Annotated in this window: 18 protein-coding genes; 1 reads left to right on the top strand and 17 read right to left on the bottom strand. The window is 56.5% G+C overall.

Translation table 11 applies throughout. The features are described from left to right. Positions 1–57: 57 nt before the first annotated feature. The 16 genes from glnA to larC all read right to left on the bottom strand — a co-directional run bounded on the left by glnA (position 58) and on the right by larC (position 18,172). Positions 58–1,467 carry a type I glutamate--ammonia ligase gene (gene glnA / locus LAO21_04555; protein ID MBZ5551970.1) on the bottom strand — a complete coding sequence of 470 codons (1,410 nt, stop codon included), beginning with the start codon at positions 1,465–1,467 and terminating at the stop codon, positions 58–60. Positions 1,468–1,773: 306 nt separating this feature from the next. Next, a complete protein-coding gene (locus LAO21_04550) occupies positions 1,774–2,274 on the bottom strand; it encodes a transcriptional repressor (protein ID MBZ5551969.1) in 501 nt (166 codons plus the stop codon). 62 nt (positions 2,275–2,336) lie between these two features. Continuing rightward, positions 2,337–3,437: an FAD:protein FMN transferase gene (locus LAO21_04545; GenBank protein ID MBZ5551968.1), complete on the bottom strand. Its 1,101-nt coding sequence runs from the start codon at positions 3,435–3,437 to the stop codon at positions 2,337–2,339. Between the two features lie 51 nt (positions 3,438–3,488). Beyond that, entirely contained in the window at positions 3,489–4,043 is a 555-nt protein-coding gene (locus tag LAO21_04540; protein MBZ5551967.1) for an FMN-binding protein, read from the bottom strand. A gap of 67 nt (positions 4,044–4,110) precedes the next feature. Continuing rightward, positions 4,111–5,787 (bottom strand): hypothetical protein, encoded by a 1,677-nt coding sequence (locus tag LAO21_04535; GenBank protein ID MBZ5551966.1) that lies wholly within the window; start codon positions 5,785–5,787, stop codon positions 4,111–4,113. Positions 5,788–5,897: 110 nt separating this feature from the next. Beyond that, a complete protein-coding gene (locus LAO21_04530; GenBank protein ID MBZ5551965.1) occupies positions 5,898–6,350 on the bottom strand; it encodes a PepSY domain-containing protein in 453 nt (150 codons plus the stop codon). 477 nt (positions 6,351–6,827) lie between these two features. Next, positions 6,828–8,210, bottom strand: a complete 1,383-nt coding sequence (gene rseP / locus LAO21_04525; protein ID MBZ5551964.1) for an RIP metalloprotease RseP — start codon at positions 8,208–8,210, stop codon at positions 6,828–6,830. Positions 8,211–8,252: 42 nt separating this feature from the next. Then, positions 8,253–9,410 (bottom strand): 1-deoxy-D-xylulose-5-phosphate reductoisomerase, encoded by a 1,158-nt coding sequence (locus LAO21_04520; GenBank protein ID MBZ5551963.1) that lies wholly within the window; start codon positions 9,408–9,410, stop codon positions 8,253–8,255. Between the two features lie 34 nt (positions 9,411–9,444). Beyond that, positions 9,445–10,293 carry a phosphatidate cytidylyltransferase gene (locus LAO21_04515; GenBank protein MBZ5551962.1) on the bottom strand — a complete coding sequence of 283 codons (849 nt, stop codon included), beginning with the start codon at positions 10,291–10,293 and terminating at the stop codon, positions 9,445–9,447. Then, positions 10,290–11,072, bottom strand: coding sequence for an isoprenyl transferase (locus LAO21_04510; protein MBZ5551961.1), 783 nt, complete (start codon positions 11,070–11,072; stop codon positions 10,290–10,292). Before LAO21_04510 ends, LAO21_04515 begins: the two co-directional genes overlap by 4 nt. Before the next feature lie 7 nt (positions 11,073–11,079). Continuing rightward, complete coding sequence (locus LAO21_04505) at positions 11,080–11,664, bottom strand: class IV adenylate cyclase (GenBank protein ID MBZ5551960.1); 585 nt, start codon at positions 11,662–11,664, stop codon at positions 11,080–11,082. 58 nt (positions 11,665–11,722) lie between these two features. Continuing rightward, positions 11,723–12,685, bottom strand: a complete 963-nt coding sequence (locus tag LAO21_04500; GenBank protein MBZ5551959.1) for a polyprenyl synthetase family protein — start codon at positions 12,683–12,685, stop codon at positions 11,723–11,725. Positions 12,686–12,795: 110 nt separating this feature from the next. Further along, on the bottom strand, positions 12,796–13,293 hold the full coding sequence (locus LAO21_04495; GenBank protein ID MBZ5551958.1) for a YajQ family cyclic di-GMP-binding protein: 498 nt from the start codon (positions 13,291–13,293) through the stop codon (positions 12,796–12,798). A 128-nt stretch (positions 13,294–13,421) separates the two neighbouring features. Continuing rightward, positions 13,422–14,810 (bottom strand): YchF/TatD family DNA exonuclease, encoded by a 1,389-nt coding sequence (locus tag LAO21_04490; GenBank protein ID MBZ5551957.1) that lies wholly within the window; start codon positions 14,808–14,810, stop codon positions 13,422–13,424. Between the two features lie 35 nt (positions 14,811–14,845). Continuing rightward, positions 14,846–16,876, bottom strand: a complete 2,031-nt coding sequence (metG, locus tag LAO21_04485) for a methionine--tRNA ligase (GenBank protein ID MBZ5551956.1) — start codon at positions 16,874–16,876, stop codon at positions 14,846–14,848. Positions 16,877–16,879: 3 nt separating this feature from the next. After that, positions 16,880–18,172, bottom strand: a complete 1,293-nt coding sequence (larC, locus tag LAO21_04480; protein MBZ5551955.1) for a nickel pincer cofactor biosynthesis protein LarC — start codon at positions 18,170–18,172, stop codon at positions 16,880–16,882. A 200-nt stretch (positions 18,173–18,372) separates the two neighbouring features. On the opposite strand from larC, the gene LAO21_04475 reads away from it, so the two are divergent. Continuing rightward, positions 18,373–20,382 carry an arginine--tRNA ligase gene (locus LAO21_04475; GenBank protein ID MBZ5551954.1) on the top strand — a complete coding sequence of 670 codons (2,010 nt, stop codon included), beginning with the start codon at positions 18,373–18,375 and terminating at the stop codon, positions 20,380–20,382. Positions 20,383–20,539: 157 nt separating this feature from the next. Here the strand turns inward: LAO21_04475 and LAO21_04470 are convergent, their stop codons facing one another. Then, positions 20,540–21,454 (bottom strand): C40 family peptidase, encoded by a 915-nt coding sequence (locus LAO21_04470; protein MBZ5551953.1) that lies wholly within the window; start codon positions 21,452–21,454, stop codon positions 20,540–20,542. Positions 21,455–21,588: the final 134 nt, after the last annotated feature.

Genomic DNA, 21,588 nt, shown 5'->3' with positions numbered 1-21,588 from the left:
GTCCCACACATCTTAGCACAAACCCGATTCCCCGACGCACCGACCCGCTACCCCAGGTTAGATGTCGTAATACAATGCGAATTCATAAGGGTGAGGACGCAAGTTCACCGCCTGGACCTCATTCTTCATTTTGTAATTGATCCAGGTGTCGAGCAGATCCTGCGAAAAGACATCGCCCTTCATCAGGAAGCCATGATCCTTTTTCAAATTGTTCAACGCCTCCTCCAGCGAGCCAGGCAAAGTGGGGACGTCCTTCATCTCCTCCGGACTGAGGTCGTAAATGTCTTTGTCGAGGGGCTCGCCCGGGTCAATCTTGTTTTCGATCCCGTCGATGCCTGCCATGAGCATGGACGCGAACGCCAGGTAGGGGTTACACGAAGGGTCGGGAGGTCGAAATTCCAGCCGTTTCGCCTTGGGGGATGCGGAATACATCGGAATGCGGACGGCGGCGCTGCGATTGCGGCGGGAGTAGGCCAAGTTGACGGGGGCCTCAAAACCCGGGACCAACCGTTTATAAGAATTCGTGGTGGGAGCAATCAGCCCGGCGATCGCGGGCGCGTGCTTCAGCAGGCCCCCGATGTACCAGAGCGCCATCTGGCTCAATCCAGCGTATTGATCGCCCGCAAAAAGCGGCTTCCCCTTCGACCACAGGCTCTGGTGGGAGTGCATCCCGGAGCCGTTGTCCTGGAATAGCGGCTTGGGCATGAAGGTCACCGTCTTGCCATGCCGGTTGGCCACGTTTCGAGTGATGTACTTGTACAGCATCATGTTGTCGGCGGACTTGACCATGGTATTGAATCGCTGGTCGATCTCCGTCTGACCCGCCGTAGCCACCTCGTGGTGATGACATTCAATCGTCATCCCACATTGTTCCATGACCCTGACCATCTCCGAGCGCAGATCCTGATAATGGTCGGTAGGAGGGACGGGGAAATAACCCTCTTTATAACGCGGCCGGTAGCCGAGGTTCTCCTCCTTGCGCCCCGAGTTCCATCGCCCTTCCTCCGCATCAATAAAGTAATAGCCACAGTGCTCTTTCTGGTCAAAGCGAATGTTATCGAAGATGAAGAATTCTGCCTCCGCGCCAAAGTAGGCCGTGTCAGCGATCCCGGTATAGGCGAGATAGGCCTCCGCCTTGCGGGCCACGTAACGGGGATCGCGCGGGTAATGCTCCCGCGTGATGGGATCAATCACGTCCCCGATCATGCACAGCGTCGGCGCTTCATGGAATGGATCGATCCAGGGAAAGCTGGGATCCGGGATCAGGAGCATGTCGCTCTCATGGATGGATGCCCAACCCCTGATCGAGGACCCGTCGATCCCAAATCCGTCTTCAAAACTTTCTTCCGTCAGTTCGTGAAGCGGGAATGAGACGTGGTGCCACAATCCCGGAAGATCGGTGAAGCGAAGATCGAGAATCTTCACATTATTCTCTTTGGCATACTCCAATACTTCTTTGGGTTGCATTCTTCCCTCCTTCAGGTAATAGGGTTGCGCCTTCTGGGTTTTGGATTTGGATTGGCTTTCGTCCTGAAAAATTATACGAGGGGTCCGGTTTAGTCAAGCAGATTCCCGACCGATTGTCCGGGGTCACTCGTTGTCCATATTGACTCGGTTTCTCCTGGAATCAGACCAGGGACGGGAAGACCAAGCCACGGGTGGATTGCGGCGTGGGCGCAAGCCATCCCCCGATCAATTCGCAAGATCTGGAATTTCAAGTCGGGCAGGAGCCTCGAAAAAGGACATCCGAATAACGGCGGAACAACGGAGGGCCTAGGTCTTGAGAGCACGCTGACAATCGCGACAGAGACCATACAGCACCATGACGTGGTGCTTCATCTTGAAGTGGTACTTCCTCGCCACTTGCTCTTGAAGTTCTTCGATCTCAGAGACAAAAAACTCCACGGTTTTGTTGCAGGAGGTGCAGATGAGGTGATCGTGGTGTGGATACTTGTAGTTGCGCTCAAAGCGGGAAATTCCGTCCGCCAGGACGACCTCACGGGCAACGCCGCAGTCTTTGAGAAGCTTCATGGTCCGGAAGACGGTGCTGAATCCGATCCGAGCGTCCCTCTGACGCGCCATCTGGTAAAGATCGTCCACGCTTAAATGTGTTCGATGCTTCAGGAACTCATCCAGGATGACATCCCGTTGGTGCGAGTGCTTCAGACCGACCGTTCTGAGGTGTTCTTCAAAGACGCGCTTCTCCTCAGTGACAGGGATGGTCCCTTGGGCCTTGTTTACTTCCGAAATATCCAACACCCGCGCGGTGTTCATAGGGTCACCTGAACGCTTCTTTCTCTTTGCCGGGACCTGCTGGGTCTGTGACCCGTAATCTATCAGTTCTCCCGCTTCAAATCAACACGTCTAACGGAATGGGTCCGGCGAATTTCGCCTTTCAGGCAGAATTCCGATTGTGACCAGGGAGTCATTCGGAGGCGCCATCCGGCGGACCCGCTGCGCTCGAAACGAAGGGCGTGGACCCCGCCCAGTTTCTGAAATAGGCCGAAGGCATCTGGGGGAGATAAAACAAAAGCTGCTTTCGTCAATGCGTCTGATTCGGTTGCCGTTGGGGCAATGACGCTCACCTCGAGAACTCCCCCCACCGGCGCCCCTGATCGCGGATCAAAGATGTGACTGAAGGTCTGACTTCCCTCTTGCACGCGCTTTTCGAGGCTCCCGGACGTGGAGAGCGAGTTGTCGAGGAGCGCAACGAAGGCCGCGGGATGGTTTGGAAAAAAGGGGTCCTTGATCCCGATCCGCCAAGAGGCCTGGCCGGGTGGATGCCCGATCGCATACAGGGAGCTGCTGCCGGCGTTGACCAGAGCGGAAGTGATGCCGGCGCGCTTTAGCGTTCCAACTGCCCGATCCACTGCGTAGCCTTTGCCTATTCCCCCGGGATCGATCTCCATTCCCTCAACCCCGTAACTGATCAGGGCATGAACCTGGTCGAGTTCGACCTTCCCCATTCCCACCTTGTCACGGGCGGCTTCCACTTCACTCCTCCGGGGGACATGAGGGTGAAGCCCAAAAAAACCCCAGGCACGAACCAGGGGGCCTACCGTCGGGTCAAATGCCCCCTGAGTGATCCTGTAGAACCGCTGACAAGCCGTGACAAATTGGAATAACTCGACAGACGCTTTAAAGGGGCCCGCGGCAGCCGTCCGGTTCATCCGGCTCAACTCGCTGTGGGGATCGTAGTTGCTCAAGAGCCGGTCGACCCGTTGCATCTCCTCAAACGCTTGGTTCATGGCCCGCTCCGCCCGTACTGGATCCTCGTCATAAATCGTAATTTCGCACAGGGTTCCCATCACATAACGCATCTGCTTGTGAGGAAGTGGTTGCGATCCGGATTCTCTGAACCCCATTGCTGCCAATGCGGCCCCCATAACTACCGCCATCGGGACCCAACGCCGCCAGTACCCAAACATTTTACCCATTGCAGGATGAATCTTGGGGAAGTGTTGAGATGTCGAATTCAAGGGGAGCTCCTACTTTCTATCCGAATGTAAAAGGAAATAATCGACCAGCACGACGGCCTTCTTGACACCGTTGGCCACGGCGATCGACGAAAGAGTGGCGCCGCTCAAGTTGACCACATCATCGTTGACACGGAGGTGATCGGTGGATTTCTTGCCATGAAACTGGCGCAAAAAACGGGGCTCCTTTACCTCCCATCCGCGAGTCTCCCGAAACTCCATGACGGCTACGGTCTGGACTCTTCCAAATGGGTCCATGACGACAATGAACGTGATCGGCTCGCTCTTTCCGATCTCGTCAGCGATCACGGCATACCCGTCTATCCTTGAACCGCTTCTTCCAGAATATATCCTCGCTGAAGAACTCAGCACTTCAATCCCGTATCGCTGTTTGATTCCCCGGCGGTCCTCGTCTGAGATCACTCTGCTCTCCGCGGTGACGCTCTGGGACTGAGGGAACGCAATCTTCAAAGCTTGCGCTTCGGTCAGGTATTGCTCGGCAATCATCACCGGCGTGCGGACCCACAATGAAATCAATGCGAGGCACAGCACTTGCTTCTTCATCACTCAATCCCTTCCACTTCCGAAATGTCGGGGGGCAGCGGCAAAGCTGCACACGTAATGCCCCATTCCTCTAGAAGCCAAAACTCATTCCCAAAAGGAAACCATTTGTCGAATTCAATGGAACCGCCGGATAAATCAACATCGATCCTGATCGGCGTCGATTGTGTTCATAGGCGAGTTGGAATGCGAACGACGGCACCGGCCGGTAACTGATCCCAACCGTCAACCGGTCCTGGCTCCGGTTCTCCTGAGCAAGCTCGGTGAGGGCCCCCTGGTCGAATGCAAGCCCAGTGACCAGGTCTTTGAGCCATACGCGTTCAAATCGGACAATGGGGATCAGGACCGGATCCTCAAACCCTCGACCGAGGAACGTCTTCCTCAAAAACTCCGGTCGCCAGTGATACTTGACGTCGGTCCAAAAGCCGTACCGCCTCCGCGCCAGGCCCTCCAGACTGAATTCGATCTCTGATCCGAGACCCCCGCTTCCTGTGGACTCTACAGACGCGGCAAATGCCCGCTCGGCAAAGGCGGCCAGCACATTGCGGACATTCCCAAAATCGGAAGCAATCATCTCTCCTTCCACTTCGAACCCCTTGTGTTTGAAGTCCCCATCCAGTCCGATCACCTGGAGTACTTCAGAGACCGGGAGAAAGCCCGGGGTATATCTTCCATGATATCCCGAAAGGGCGATCTCGCTTCCCAGGCGTGGGCTATAAGCCAGACGATAGCCCAAGGCCTGAGCGGACTTCGTCCCGTCAAAGGCGCCGGAGGTCAACCCCACCTCAGCCTCCGACACCAATCGGGCGGGTTGCGAACCCCTTGTCTGGCTGATCTGATTCATCGCAAAATCCAGAGTGGCCCCACCCAATAAATAGACTTGATAATCGATCCGACCGCGCCCCCCCACGTTGCCATGACCGACCAGGCCCGCCCCCAATTCCCTCCATGCGGCCTTCACCGGCAGCACGGGAGCATCACGGTCGGTCAGCGTGCGTCGAGGAAGATCCCAATAGTCGTCGTCGTGGTTGATGTTATAGCGCCCCACCGGGGATAAGACGACGCCGAACCGGATTCCGTGGTTTTTCGAAAAGTCGAATTGGCCCCAGGCCTGCTCAAGTTCAATGGCTCCCCCGTTGGTTCCCTCCAAACCTTGCTCGAATCGCAGTCCGCCCGCACTCCTTTCGACCTTCCGTTCAATCTCCAGTTCCAACAGTCTCTCAAATTCGGTTTCCGTGTGTATGCGAAGCCGGTCGCTGAGATGCGTATCGGTAGTCAGCACAAAACGTCGAAACGTGAACCCCCTGGCTGACCCGCCGGGTACGAAGAAGTCACCGCCCACATCATTCGCTTCAAATCGGACCGAGCCGTAACCTCCTATGTTGACACGGTCCTTCAAGACGCTGATTTGTCCCGGCCGAATACGTCCAGGAGAGGTTTGCGAGCTTGAGTCCATGACCTCCTTGCGTGGGACCTGGACTTTCGCCGAGTCATCCGGGGAGATTGGCGGGACAGCGGTTTCCGTCTCAACCGGTCTTTCCATCCCGATCTGCTTCCGGAGTGCATCGATCTGTGCCTGAAGGTCCGAGATTTTCGCCAAAAGTTGATCGCGCTCGGACTTCAGCAGCGTGCCACTTGCGGGCTTCGCCGCCTCTGAACCGTTATAGGCGCTTTGTCCAACCGCTTCTCCCCCGCCCAAGCACAGGATCAGGAGACAGGACAACCGCTTCCGAAAAAACTGAGACCTCATATATGAATCTCCCACTGTAGACTTCGGGATGGCTCTGAGAAAATGAATCATCATCGACACCCGGGCTGCTCCTTCACGTATATTCCTGATTTGATCCTGGTCGTTTTTGTTCAGGTTCCGTTTGAAGTTGTGATTCTCAGTTGTTGAGGCTCTGAGGCCTCCGCAGGGATTGGAGGCAAGTCGGCGACAGGCTTCGCCCGAGGCGTTTGAAAGGATGCCCCTCGTTTCCGGGATCGTCTCCACCCCAAGGCAAACCCGGTTAAAGTTGAGGCCATCAAAATCAGGGCGATGAGATCACTTACCGTGGGGCCATATCTTCCGAAAAGCAGCCCGGAGTGGAGATCGGCAAGAACAATATCCAGCCGTGTTCTTTCTCCCTCGTCCATCGGGCGATAATGCGAAGGCAAAAAGCGGTGGCTGACGGTTTTCTCCTCCAGCCCCCAGTCGGTTCGATGATTCAGCGCAATCCCGGTCAGGCCGAGAAACAAGAAATACAGGCCGGCGGAAAGCCCCAGCCAGAGATGAAGCCGGGGGATTCTGCCAGACCGCAGGGAAGATTTCATCGGGACTCCACCTCAAGGCCGTGTCGTCAATATTGAAAATGAATGTCATTTTCAATACAACACTACCCAATGGCTTTCCGGCTGTCAAGCCTCTTCTTGAAATTTTCTTGAAATTTCTTCTTGGAATTGTTCTTGAAAAGGGTCGCCTTGAAAATCCTCTTGAAAATCGCCTTTCTCCCGGGGCAAACCGGGACTCGGGAGAGGCTTACGATCCCCTTCTCCATCCCATACGCGGCCGATGGCGGGGATTCAAGTATCTCAACTCGTTGTGTGTCAGCGGGGGGAGGAAGAGATCAGATTCTCGGGGGGGGGGCGTACATACGGTGATTTGCGAGAGAAAGATAAATGCTTCGCTCTGCTGAAAAACACACGTCAGGGGGAAGGACAACCAACGTGAAGAAAAAGTCCCCGCAAGCCCTGGAGGCTCGCCCGCCTGTCGGGAACGCGCATTCGGAATGAACAGGCGAACGCCACCCCCTATTTTGGGGGCGACGCAGGCTGGGTCGCAGTGCTTCCTGACCCCTTTACCCAAGGGGTATACCGCATGGCATCGTTGTAGATGACGTAGACCATCAAAAGCATCAGGAAGACAAAACCCACCTGAATGAGTCGTTCCTTGGCGACCCGACCCAAATCGCGACGGAGGGCGCTCTCGATCAGCAACACGAAAACCATCCCACCATCGAGAACAGGGATCGGAAGCAGATTGAATATCCCCAATTGGAGGCTGATAAAGGACATCCAATGGAACAAGTCGCTGGCACTGGTCTTGGCCGCCTCGCCTGTCACCTTGAAAATGCCAATCGGTCCAACCAGTGTCTTGGGCGACGTTTTACCGGTGACCAGTTGCCCCAACACCTTGAAGGTCAGCCCGGCGATCCTGACGTTCTCGCCCACCGATTTTCCGATGGAGCCGACCACCCCAAGATTCATTTTCTCCGTGGGGATGTCGGGTCGGAATCCAATGCGGCCATAGCCAAGGGCCGGATCCAACACCGGCGTGATCTCCTTCGTCAGGGTGTCGTTCCCCCTTTGTAGCACAAAGAGGAGCGGCTTTCCGACGCTCTTATGAATGGTGTCGTTGAGGTAGGAGAAATCTTCACTCTTCGTGATCGGATGATCCCCGATCTTCAAGATCAGGTCTCCGTCCTGGACACCTGCCTTCGCAGCGGGAAACCCCGGGACCAGGTTGCGTACCTGCACGGCAAGGGTGGGTTGAATTCCGAAGTCGCTGATTCGTTCCCCCGTCTCGGGCAGAGTCACCAGCCGGGGAGTCACGGTTAAACTGAAGGGTCTGCCGTTGCGCTCTGCAGTGACCGCCACCGGCTCAGCCAGATTGGTAATCGACAACGTCTCGAGGTCATGCCAATTAGGATTCTCCTTGGCGTTCAACTTGGTAATCCGATCCCCCGCTTCGAGTCCGGCCGCCGAAGCCGCGGAGTTCGCCGCCACCGACCCGACGACGACCGGTTGGCCCAAGTACATGGGCTCGAGGTAATTGAACCTGAAAACAGCCGCCAGAATGAGGACCGCCATGATGAGGTTCATGGTGGCGCCCGCCACGCCCACAATCAACCGCTGCCAGCGCGGCTTGTTCAGAAATTCATCAGGGGCCCCGACCGACTCATCGGTGGGATATTCACCGGCCATTCGAACGTAACCGCCCACTGGCAGGACGCTGACTCGATAGTCCGTGCCCCCCCGTTCGAACCCCACAAGACGCTTCCCAAAGCCGAGGGAAAAGGTCAGGATCCGCACCTTAAAGTACTTGGCGGCCAGGAAATGACCCAGCTCATGCACAAAGATGAGTACTCCCAGGACGAAGACGAACGACAGGATATAGACGGCTGCGTTATACAAACAACTCTCCTTGGCGGGAAATGAAACCCTGTGGCAGCTCCATTATATCATAGCGAGGGCCACCCGCCGGGCTTCCCGATCGGTTTCCACACAGTGCCGAATCGACTGGATCTTAACGGAGGGCAGGCGTTCGAGGGTCTTTTCAATGACCACCGGAATCCGGGTCAGGGGGATTTCTTCCTTGAGGAATGCCTGGACTGCCACCTCGTCCGCTGCGTTCAAGGCGCACAACGCGGAGGGCCCGGACCGGAGAGCGTGGTAGGCTAGGGCGAGGCATCGGAACTTGCCCAGATCGGGCTGTTCAAAATCGAACTTCGTCGCCTTGCCAAAATCAAAATATTGGACATTGGAGTTGAACCGGTGCGGATAGGTCAACACGTATTGGATCGGCTGACGCATATCGGTGGCACTCAGCTGGGCCATGATCGACCCGTCGATAAACTCGACCATGGAATGGATGGTCGACTGGGGATGGATGAGCACATCGATCTGGTCGGCCTTCAACCCGAATAACCAGTGGGCTTCAATCACCTCAAATCCCTTGTTCATCAGGGTGGCGCTGTCGATGGTGATGCGGTTCCCCATCCTCCAGGTTGGATGGGCCAGGGCTTCCCGCACGGTGGCGCGGCGCATGGCCCGCAGCGAGGCGTTGCGAAACGGGCCTCCGGAGGCCGTCAGGATCAATCGCCGGATCTCGTGATGATAGCCCGAGCGCAGGCATTGATGGATTGCGCAATGTTCGCTATCAATCGGCAGCAAGGGTTTCCCCTGCCGGGCCATCTCTCGGGTGAGGAGTTCTCCCGCAACAACGAGAATCTCTTTGTTCGCCAAGGCCACGGACTTCCCGCGCCGGACCGCCTCGAAAATAGGAACCAATCCCACCACCCCGACCGTGGCGGCCACCACGAGCTCGACGGCCGGGTGGGTGGCCACCCGCGTCATTCCCTTTTCGCCGACCTCGATCTGGGGCTGGCGTCGCTTGGGAAATCCCCGAAGATTCCGGGCCAAGGCGTCGGCAGTTTCGTCATCAGCCACGGATACAATCTGCGGGTGAAACTTTCGAATTTGCTGAGAAAGAAGGCTGGAATTGCTCCCGGCGGCCAATGAGACCACGCGGATCGTCCCGGGAAATTTTTCAATCACGCGGAGGGTGTTCACCCCGACCGAGCCTGTGGACCCGAGAATAGAAATGTTCTTCATTCGGTTTTCGAGATGCCGCCCTGATGCAACCACTTCAACCCGTCTTGAGCATGCCCTTCAAGAATACAAGCACCGCCGGGTAATAATACATCACCGGGAGGGCGAACAACAAACTGTCGATCCGATCCAGGACACCGCCATGGCCCGGAACAATCGAGGAAGAATCCTTTACGCCCGCCCCCCGTTTCATAGCCGATTCGGCCAAATCGCCCAGAACCCCCGCCAGATCGAGAAAAATTGCAAGGACCATCAGGGCCGCCAGGCTGTAACCTCGAAGCCAATACCGTTGAAACACAAGAGAAACGAGCACGCTGGCCATCAATCCTCCCACCAGACCCTCAATCGTCTTTCCCGGACTGATCCGCGGGGCCATCTTATGCCTTCCGATGGCGCGACCGACGTAATACGCTCCAATATCAGACGCCCAAATGACGGCCAGCAAAAAGAAAATTGCTGCCCGGCCCTCAATGGGGAGACCCAAGGGACCCCGGCGGGACGAGGGGTCTGGAAATGCCAGGAGGAGACTCAGCAACCCTCCCGTATAGAGGGTGCCTAAAATCGTGGCCCCCGAAGACCCAATCGCCAGGGCAAAGCTGTCCGGACGCGTCAGGCTAAGAAAGAGAACCAGCAGGACGAACCCTGTCAACGCGCCCATGCTCATGTGCCCGGGAAACCTCCACTGCTCGGCGAGCAGCCACAAGCCGTAAAGATGACCGGCCGACCGGAACGGAAGCAGCCCGCATTTTTCAGAGAGCTGGTAGAACTCGTGCAACGCCAGATTGCTGAGCACCACCAGCCCCAGAAAGATCACCCAGCGCGGGGCCCAGCCCACCACCCCAACGGCAACGAGAACCAGCACAAGTCCGCTCAACACTCGCGTCATGCCTGGAGGCCACCATAGCGCCGCTCGCGCTTTTGAAATTCAATGATTCCTTCCAGTAAATGGTGCCGGCGAAAATCAGGCCAGAGAACCGGGGTCACCCAGATTTCCGCGTACGCGATCTGCCAGAGCAGAAAATTCGACACCCGCATTTCTCCACTCGTTCGGATCAGCAAATCGGGATCCGGCAGACCGGCTGTGTACAATTCCCTTTCAATGTCAGATTCGTTCAATTGATCGAGATCCAGCCCGTTCGTCCGCATCCGGACAGCCAGACGCTTGAACGCGTCGACCAGTTCGGTCCGCCCCCCATAATTCAGGGCGACGTTGAAGATCATTCCGGTATTGTTCCGGGTTTCCTCCCGGCCATAGACCAGGTCTTTCTGAACCAGCGGCGGAAGATCCTCCATCCGGCCGAGGACCTGGAAGCGAATATTGTTCCGCTTCAGACGGGCCAGTTCCTTGTGGAGATACTCGCGGAGCAGGCGCATCAGAACGCTGACCTCCGACTTAGGCCGCTTCCAGTTTTCCTTGGAAAAAGCATACAGGGTCAACGCTTCAATATTCAGCCACCGTGACATTTCGACGGTGTCCCGAACGGCATCGATGCCGGCGCGATGTCCGGCAACCCGCGGCAGGTGTCGCCGCTGTGCCCAGCGGCCATTGCCATCCATGATGACGGCAATGTGGCGCGGCATTCGAATCGGATCGAGCTGTTCGACCATTCTCTTGCTCCGTGCATCCAGGATGAACGGGTCGGGCTGCTCGGCCTTGAGGTTCATACGATGGCTAACCTTTCGGGTTCGGTTGTGAGTAGGTGGACCCAAACAACATGGCGGACCCTTCGAACTCCTGCTCCGGACAACTCTCCCGGAACAACGTCACATAGCTTTTCAAGATATAGTCGCCAGGTGAAAAGCCCAGCTGTGAGGCCGCTTGATCGATCCAGTCAGTGGCGCCCTCCAACTCCAGAAATGGGCCGATCGGCGTTTCATCCAGCAGAACATGCCCCCGGGATTCATCCCTAATCCGGAACGCGGTCCGATACTTTTGATAGCGAAACGTCTCGTTCAAGCCCAATTTGCGAAAAATATCGCGCATCACCTCGGCTTCCGCCACTTCAGTTTGAATCTCGTCGCGCATCTTGTAACGCAAGTTCCCTTCGGGAGGATCCTTAAAGGTGATGATGGCGCGATCGCCGGATTTTCTTAGCCGGAGCAAGGAACGCGATTGACGCAAGGTCTGGGTCGGAAAATCGTACAGCCAATTCTCTTCAAAAACCCGCTCTCCTTCGGGTTCAAACCCCGCCTCCAGGAGCCGGCGCCGGGTCTGGACGACATCGCTGATCCTCAGCTTGACCTCGATTTCTTTCATGTTTTCTGTTGAATGGAGCGGAACCCGCCAGGGAGGGCCCGGCCGCCTCGAACTGCTGTTATCGGTTGCGATCGATGACAAAATCCGTGATGTCCAGCAACGCCTCTCGATACGGGGAGGGCGGAAAACTGGAGAGCTCCTCGCGGGCACACCGGGCATAACGTTTTGCCTTTTCATGCGCCTCGGCAAGGGTATCGTATTTCTCCACCAGTTCGATGATCTCACGGCGCCCGACGGTATCGAACCCGGAGTCTTCCAGGACTCGCTTTACCGGGATGGCTTCTTCCGGCTGGCAGCGACGCAACGCATAAATCAGCGGCAACGTCACCTTGCCTTCCTTCAGATCGCTCAGGACCGGCTTTCCCAGAGTGGTCTCATTGGAAGTAAAGTCGAGGAGATCATCGACCAACTGGAAGGCCAGGCCGAGGTTTCGGCCATATTCCCCGATCCGCGCTTCCTCTCCCTCCGACCGCCCTCCCAGGACGGCCCCGAGCCGGCCGCAGGCTGCAAACAGAAGGGCGGTTTTGCGGGTGGCGATATCGAGATAGCTCGCCTCATCAATATCGCTGTGACCCAGCCACTGGAGTTGGATCAGTTCGCCTTCCACCATTTTCTGGGTCACGTCCGTCAAGATCTCGAGGATATGAAAGTTCTTCTCCGAGAGCGCCAGCACATAGGATTGCATGTACATCCAGTCCCCGGCGAGAACACACGTTTGGTTGCCCCATTTCATGTGCGCCGCAGTGCGGCCCCGCCGCAGGTTCGAATCATCAATGATATCGTCGTGAACCAGGGTGGCCGTATGAAGGAATTCCACGACCGTTCCGAGCTTAATCGACGCCAGGCTCCCGTTGGAGCCGCACAGCCTCGCGCAAAGAAGTAAAAGGGCGGGTCGCAGCCGCTTGCCTCCGCTCTGTTGGAGGTAGCTCCCAATCGATGAGATTGTCTTGACAGGCGAAACCACCTGCCGGGCGAATTCGGCTTCAACTTCCTTCAGGTCCGATTGGACAAGATCGAAAATCTCCTGGACGGTCACAGCACGAACTCCTTTGATCGCGGATCCCTATCCGGACCTCGGCTCCTCCTCGCCCCGGCAAGGAGGCACGCTTCGCCTCTTTGTGCAGCCTCCGTTTACTGGCTGCGGTAGTTCACAAACTGCATGTGAATTCCAAAATCGAGGGCCCGCAGATGGGCAATCACGTTCTGCAGGGTGTCTCGATCCTTTCCTGAAACACGCACGAAGTCCCCGTTAATGGAGGACTGTACCTTCAATTTGGTTTCTTTGATGGACTTGATAATTTCGCGGGCCTTGTCCGGAGAAATCCCCTGTTGAAGCGTGACCTCCTGCCGCACCGTCCCCTGAGCGGAGGGCTCAACCTTTCCGAAGGCCAACCCCTTTAGAGGCACGCCGCGCTTGACCAGTTTTTGCTCCAGGATGTCCGTCACGGCTTTCAATTTGAAATCATTATCGGAGACCAGAACGATCTTGTCCTCCAGGAGTTCGATCGAACTCTTGCTCCCCTTGAAGTCAAAGCGCTGATGAATTTCTTTCAAGGCCTGTTGGATGGCGTTGGAGACTTCCTGCTTGTCAATTCTTGAGACGATGTCAAAACTATTTTCTGCGGCCATTTGGCTTCCGCCCCCGGTTAGACAACTGAAAAGAGAAGTTGTCAGTTCTCAGTTCTCGGTTGTCAGTACGAGCGCAAGACCAGGCTGCACTACACTGATAACTGGGAACTGACAACCGACAACTTTCCTCACCCAACCAAATCATACTCTCGAATCCGAAAGACGGCTCCGATCTCGTCCGCCATCCGTTTGCAGGCCTCAACGTCCAGATTCGGGACGCGGACGACGGACAGCGTAACCCGGGGCAACCACCTGACGCATTCGCGGGTAAACTCCAGCATTCCGGCGAAAGCCTCCCCTGGAAATTCCGTCCGGCAGAGCTTTTCGTATTTTTGTGCGTCCGCGGCATTCAGGCTGATGGAGACGTGATCAATCAATCCCACCAGTTCGGGCACAACGTTTCTCTTGTGAATCAGATTGGCATGGCCGATGGTATCAATGCGGGTGCGCCCCCCTTTGGACTTGACGGCGCGCGATACCTCCTTGATGACGTCGAGCCGCAGGGTGGGTTCGCCATAGCCACAGAAAACCACTTCTTCGAACTGTGTGGGGTCGCCTATTTCGCCGATGATTTCGTCGGCGCCCGGCTCCTCGTTTTCTTTCAGCCCCAGGTAATAGCCGGACACGACCGGATCGTAAAGCCGGGCGCAAAAAACACAGTCGGCCGTGCAGCGCGTCGTCAGGTTTACATAAATTGAATGCCGGATCTTGTAGGTGACCGTGCGCCGACCGATCGAGGGATCCGGCAATTTGAAGAACCGGTTGAAATTGAACCGGGTGATGCGGGCAATGTCCTCCGTTGTCAGCCCCTTCACTTCCGCCAGTGCTCGGGCGGTCTCTGCAACAAAGGCCGGTTCGTTTGTCTTGCCCCGGTGAGGCTCCGGCGCCAGGAACGGGCTATCGGTCTCTATCAAGACCCGCTCATTCGGCAAGGAGCGAGCCACTTCTCGGATCGACTGAGATTTCTTAAAGGTGATAATCCCGGAAAAGGAGACGAGAAAACCCATCTCGATCGCGCCGCGCGCCATCTCCAGGCTCCCGGTAAAGCAGTGCAGGATCCCGCCCAGCCCGGCACTCCTCCACTCGTGGCGAAGGATTTCCAAGGTATCCTGTTCTGCATCCCGGGAATGAACCACAATGGGCAAGCCCAGATCTTTTGCAATCCGGATCTGGCGGATGAAGACTTCCCGCTGGACGTCCCGCGGGGAGTGATCATAATAGTAGTCGAGGCCAATCTCCCCGATGGCCAGCACCCTTGGACGTCCGGCCAGCTGCCGAATCTCCACGAAATCCTTATCCGCGGCCAGCCTGGATTCGTGGGGATGAATGCCAACCGTGGCGAAGATCCAATCATAGCGTTCCGCAAACTGGAGGGCGCAATCCAGCGTCCCGGGTCCCGACCCGCTCCCGATGGCGAGGATGCGTTCGACGCCGGCGGCCTGGGCGCGCGCCAGGACCTCGGCACCCTGGCCGTTGTACTGGGGGAATTCCAGATGGGCGTGAGAATCGATAAACATGGTTTTCAGCAGGGAGGAGCGATTGAATCTTTTTGCTATTTCAATCTCGCTCCATTGGGGACGTCCTCGTTAAATGTTGCGATGACAGGTCGTCCCTCCGGTCCCACCGAGGCCGCCACTATCATGCCGTTGGAATCGAGCCCGCGCATCTTCCGGGGCGGCAGATTCGTCACCACGACCACTTTCCGGCCAATCAATGATTCCGGTTCGTAATACAGGGCGATACCTGCGAGGACTTGTCGCACTTCATCTCCTATATCGACGGTGAGTTTCAAGAGCTTGTCCGCCTTCGGAATGCGTTCCGCCGTCAGCACGGTCCCAACTCGCATATCGACTCGAGCAAATTCCTCAATCGAGATGAGCCCGTCGCGGACGGATTCCCCCTCCGGCCCTACTTTGGAGGCCTCCTTCGGAGCGGCCGCAGTTGAGGGTTGATCTCCTCTTTCTGCCCTCCCGGCTCCCTCGGTCCGAGCCGTCAATTCGTCGCGTTTGATTTCTTCCATGATTTTCACCTTCTCCATCCTTGGGAAGATGCCCTTGACCTCACCAATTTCAGTCCCCGCCTTCAGACCTCCCCACCGAAGCCCGGCAGGCGCAACCTCGCCCACCTTGCCCGCCTGGCCCAGCTGTTGCCACACGGCCTGACTGCCTTCCGGCAGGACAGGCGCCAGCACGACGGCTAAATGCCGCACTGCCTCAAGGGCCGTACTCAGAACGTACTTCAGGGTTCCTTGCTTTTCAGGATCTTTGGCCAATTCCCACGGCTGGGCATCCGTGATGAACTTATCAACGCGTGACATGGCAGCCCAAATGGCTTCCAGCCCGAGGCTGAAGCAGTACCGCTCAAATTCCCGGTCGAATTGGGCCATCGCCTGCTCGATCGCCTGACGAACCTCTGCGGCCTGCGGGACAAATTCACTGCTGGCATCCGAGTCGGACAGAGGGATCCTGTTTCCACAGTAGGTCCGCACCATGGTCAGCGTCCGGCTTGACAGATTCCCCAGGCCCGCCGCCAAGTCGGCATTCACACGATCGATTAGCGCTTCGTACGTGAAGTCGCCGTCTCGCCCAAACACCATTTCGCGCAGACAGAAATACCGCACCTGCTCGGGAGTGAAGTGCTTCCGGAGAACAGCAAGGTCGATGACGTTGCCGAGGGTCTTCCCCATCTTTCTTCCACTGGAGAGCCACATCCCATGGGCGAAAACGGTCCGTGGGACTTCGATCCCCGCTGCCATGAGGAACGCCGGCCAGTACACGGCGTGGAACCGGAGAATATCCTTCCCGACCAGGTGCAGGGCCGGCCAAAACCGGTCAAAATCCTGGAAGGACCGGTTTCCCCAACCCAGCGCCGTGATGTAGTTTGCGAGCGCATCGAACCAGACATAGATCGTGTGTCGGGGATCCCCCGGCACTTCGATTCCCCACTTCACCGAAATACGGCTGATGGAAAGGTCCCTCAGTCCCCCGGCCACGAAAGCGATCACCTCATTGCGTCGCGAGTCGGGTTGAACAAAATCCGGACGTGATTCATAGAGTTTTATGAGGCGATCCCCGAACGCCGACAATTTAAAGAAGTAGCTTTCCTCCGCCACGATCTCGAGCGGCCGTTCATGGGTGGGGCAAAGCGGCTGCTCTGTTCTCTCCTCGACCTCCTTGAATTCATTGCAGTAGGCGCAGAACCATCCTTTGTATTCTCCCCGGTAAATGAACCCCCGTTCGTCGAGGTGTCGCCACAGACTTTGTACCCCCTCTTTATGGTAGGAATCGGTCGTGCGGATCCATCGGCTGTATTCAACGTTGAAGACACGAAACGTCTCCTGAAATTCTTCCACAATTTCGTCAACATGCTGTTGCACGGGAATCCCGCGCGCTGCCGCGGCCCGCTCGATGTTGACCCCCCTCTCGTCAGTCCCAGTCAGGAAGAAGGAGTCGATCCCGCGCTGCCGCTGAAAACGGGTCAAGGTGTCCGCCACCAGAGTGGTATAGAGGTGACCCAGATGCGGTTTGGCGTTCGCATAATAGATTGGGGTTGTCACGTAAAATGATCTTCGGGTCTCTGTCATAAGCTATAACTTCAGCGTTCGGATCTTTGCGTTCGCCTCTGCCAAAACCTCCTTCAAGGGGGTGGCATTTTCTTCGGCCAGCCGCTGGCAATCGGCAAATTCAGGCATGGCATTGAGGACAGACCCATCGAGTCGCGCCACCTTAATCCTCACTGGACCAAACCGGGTTTCAATGGTCTCCAGCGTTCGATTCAAAACCCGTCGGGAGGCCTCCTGGATGCGCAATCCAATGGTGGTTGTCTCGGCAAAAACCAGGCGGGTGAGGACATCGAGTTTGGATGGATCGCAAATCACTGAGAGGCATTGACCGGGCCGGCTCTTCTTCATCTGGACCGCGGTGATGTACACATCGAGCGCCCCCGCGGCCAGGGCTTTTTCAACAAAATAACCGTAAATCTGGGGGTTCATATCGTCAATGTTTGCTTCGATGATATTTACAATTTCCAGATCACTCTCAAAGACCCCCTCCGGCCCGCTTCCTTCTTTCCCCACATAGACACGCAACAGATTCGGAAATCCCTTGACGTCGCGAGAGCCGGCACCATACCCCACGGAGGTCGATTGAAACTCTTTCATTCTTCGAAACTCGGAAGCCATTGTAGAGATAATGGCCGCCCCGGTGGGGGTAGTGAGTTCCACCTCGGGCCCCTCCGAGTAAATGGGAATGTCCTTGAGGAGTTCGGCCGCTGCCGGACCCGGCACAGGCAACTTTCCGTGTTCGCAATCGACAAATCCCGACCCGACATTAATCGGCGAACAGATAATCCGCTCGAAACCGAGCCAATCAAAGCAAACAGCGCTGCCTACAATATCGACTATGGAATCGACGGCTCCCACCTCGTGAAAGTGCACCTGTTGGAGGGGGATACCGTGTACTTTGGCTTCGGCCTCACCAAGGCGCCGGAAAATTTGTTGAGAAAGCGCCTTCGCGCCGGAACTCAATTTCGCGGTCTCAATTATCTCCAGAATATTGTCGAGGGAGCGGTGCTTGTGCTCACCCGGAATGTGCTCGTGGTGCGGTCTCCCTCCCACCTGCTTCCCCTTCGAGGGAGCGCGTCCGGCCGGCCCTGGACTTCCCTCAGGCGAAGGACGTTCCGGTCCGGTAAGCAGCACATCAAACTTAATTGCCGAGATCCCACTCCGCAACACCCGGGATTGGTGAAGTTCATAGCCCTTGAGCTTCAACTTCGAAAGTTCTGCTTTGAGGTCCGGAAAGCTCACACCTGCTCCGAGCAGGGCGCCAATCGTCATGTCGCCGCTAATCCCTGCAAAACAATCGAAATACGCTACGCTCATCTTCAACCTCAACCGGGCCCCTCCGGGCAGGCCCCGCGTTTGTCCTCGGCGCCACTCTATCTTTCCACGTGATCAATCTAAAACCCGCAATGATAGAAGCAATATCAGGCAATGTCAATTCACCGCGCATTCGCCGCGCAGGAATCGAATTGCGGGGGTCGGGGGGCTGGGCTATAATGCGGCGCCCTTGGGGAGAGCCGATGTACCATACCATCCAGCAAAGAGTTCGCGAGCGAGTGGCGGAATTTCTTAAATCGGAGTACGGAATTGAGCGCCTCGAGTTAAAGCTCGAAATTCCCCCGCAAGTCGAGTTCGGCGAGCTGGCCCTACCTGTCGCCTTCGATCTCGCCAAGCGCCTCAAAAAGGCCCCACGAGTCATCGCTCAACAGCTCGCCGAAAAAATTGGCCCGCTTGACGGCATCGAAAAAATTGTCGTTGCCGGAGGCGGATACATCAATCTTTACTTGCAGCGAAGCGACTTCTTCACTCTTCTCATCGATGCTAGACTGGATCAGCTGGAATCCCATGCCGCTCTTCCGCACAAGGTAATTGTCGAACACACCAATATTAATCCGAATAAGTCGGCGCACATCGGTCATCTTCGAAATGCCGCCCTGGGTGACAGCTTCGTCCGGCTGCTCCGGTTCCTGGGCCGGACCGTCGAGGTTCAGAATTATATCGACAATACGGGCGTTCAGGTGGCGGATGTCGTTGTGGGGTTTGAACACATCCAGAACCTTTCCAAAGACCAGGTCGCGTTGCTGATCGATGATCCCCGGTTAAAGTTCGACTTCTACTGTTGGGACCTTTACGCCCGGGTCTCACACTTTTATGAGGAAGATCCCTCCCGGCTTTCCCTTCGTGCCGAAGCTCTTCACAACATCGAACAAGGCGGGAATCCGACGTCTGAGCTCGCCGATCTCGTCGCGACTGCGATTGTTCGCGCCCACATCGCCACAATGAAGCGCGTGAACATCCAGTATGATCTCATGCCGCGAGAGAGCGACATCCTCCATTTGAAATTCTGGGAGAAGGCATTCAATCTTCTGAAAGAAAGCGGCGCCATTGTTTTCGAGAACGAGGGGAAAAACCGCGGCTGCTGGGTCATGAAGGGCGCTGAGTCAGCCGAAAAGGACAACGCCGGTTCGACGACTGAGGAATTCCACGATGAAGACAAAGTCATCGTCCGGTCCAATGGAACCGTCACCTACGTGGGGAAGGACATCGCCTACCAGCTCTGGAAGTTTGGATTGCTGGGGAAGGATTTCTACTATCGGAAATTTCATACCTATGAGGATGGTCATGTCCTCTGGATGTCGTCGTCTCAGCCGGCCCCGGACCGCGACTGCCCGCCGCACTTTGGTGGCGGGGGCGAAGTCTACAACGTCATCGACGTGCGCCAGGCGTACCTCCAGAACATCGTGGCGCTCGGGCTGCGTGCTCTCGGCTTCCACGAGGCGGCGGATCATTCCATCCACTTCGATTACGAGATGGTGGCGCTGTCACCCCATTGCTGTGCGGATCTGGGGATTGAGCTTTCCGAAGAGGACCGCAAGCGGCCTTATGTCGAAGTTTCGGGGCGGAAGGGGCTCGGCGTCAAAGCCGACCAGTTGATTGACCAGATGATTGCCAAGGCGCTCCTGGAGGTGGAAAAGCGCCATCCCGCCCTCCCCCCGCTGGAACAGGAGATGATCGCGAAACAAATTGCCATCGGGGGATTGAGGTACTTCCTCTTGAAGTACACCCTGCACTCCGTCATCGCGTTCGATTTTGACGAAGCGCTCAGCTTCGAAGGTGAAACGGGACCCTACATTCAATACGCCGTCGTTCGCTCCAGGAATATCTTTCGAAAGTATGCCGAAGAGAAACCTGATTTTTCTCTTGAGGACCTTCGCGTCCGGATGCGCAGCCGCCCCTCCGGAAGATTCCTGGAAGGAGCCGCGAACGATGAACTGTGGAGCCTGCTGTTGTTGGCATCGCAATTGAGGACGCTTTCCCGGCAGGCCGTCGCCACGCATGAGCCCGCAGGAGTGGCAAAGTACGCTTTCACGCTGGCTCAAAATTTCAATAATTTCTACCACAAACACCGTATCCTTCCCGAGCCCGACGCCGAGCGTAAGGAATTTCTCTTGATGGTTGTCGACATTGTCATGCGCACTCTGGAAAGATCACTCGATTTGCTTGGCATTGAAGTTCCGGAAAGGATGTAGGTTCTTGAGGGATGTCACCGTTGGAGTAAGCTCGGGGAGAAAACGAGCGCTGCAGCGCGGTGCTCTTTAGGAAAAGCACAGGTGAAATCTCACTCTGAACCAAAAAGGCCGAGCTCCTCAGCTCGGCCTTGCATTATTCCACCCGAAGGCCCCAGAATCAGTTTCCCTTGGCCTCGGGCGGCTTTTGTTCATCTCTCCAAAGGCCCGCAATCCGCCGGGCGCCCACAAAATTCCGCTGATACCAACTCTGGCTGAGATTGCTGATGATGACCTGCCCCGCCTTCCGCGCCGCGTGAATGAACCGGTTGTCACCAATATAGATGCCCACATGTGTGGGAATCCTGCCCCGCGTCGAGAAGAAAACCAAGTCCCCTACGGCCAACTCGGCCCTCGCCACCTTTTCGCCCAGTTTGTATTGCTCCCGAGCCGAATGAGGCAGTTCGATTTGAAACCTATCAAACAGGGTCTTTACGAGGCCGGAGCAATCAACGCCGCGGCGCTCCGACATTCCCCGCCACCGATATGGAACACCGAGAAAGTCCAGGCCGGCTTGGACCAGTTGGTTGGGAACCGAAAGTTCCGCCTCTGCCACGTCTCCCGAGGGCGGATCATTCATTAAAGCCTCGGAGGAGCGAAGGGCTATTTCCGGAGAATTGCCCGGATCTAATTCCCTCGTGGTCGCCGCGTCACGCACGCCCGCCAAAAGCTCTTGAGCGCTTCTCCTCTCTTTCGGCTCTCGTTTCGATTTCGCCTCGTTCCAATTTGCAGTGTTTCCCGGCGAAGCGATCAAGAGGCGCTGCCCGAGTCTCAGGCGGTTGCTTTGAAGGTGATTAATGCGCCTCAGCGCTTGAACACTGATGTTGTTCGCCTGAGAAATACTGAAGAGCGTATCCCCCTCCTGTACCACCCGGAACAAGAGCGGGTTCTTCTCGGCCTTCGTGGCCTGGGACGTGTCCACCTGGGGATTTCTGGCTAGAACGACGGCAACCATGACAGGACCCGGCGATTGTCCAGCCGCAAGCAGAGGGGCGAAGAAGGAAACGCACAGTGCAAGTACAATACGTTTTTTCATCCGTTATGAATACCTGCTGGCTTTTATTTTTTCTTAACTCGGACTGCCTTTTGACTTGGCCCTGGACAACTCAGAACGATTTGGATAGCCCTCAATAACCTACATCACAGTTCGCCGAACCGGGGAAGAACTTT

The organism is Terriglobia bacterium (genome assembly GCA_020073085.1).
In the GTDB taxonomy this organism is placed as follows: Bacteria; Acidobacteriota; Terriglobia; order JAIQFV01; family JAIQFV01; genus JAIQFV01.
Note: the sequence above shows the minus strand (reverse complement) of the source record. Positions and strands in the feature narration are given on the sequence as shown.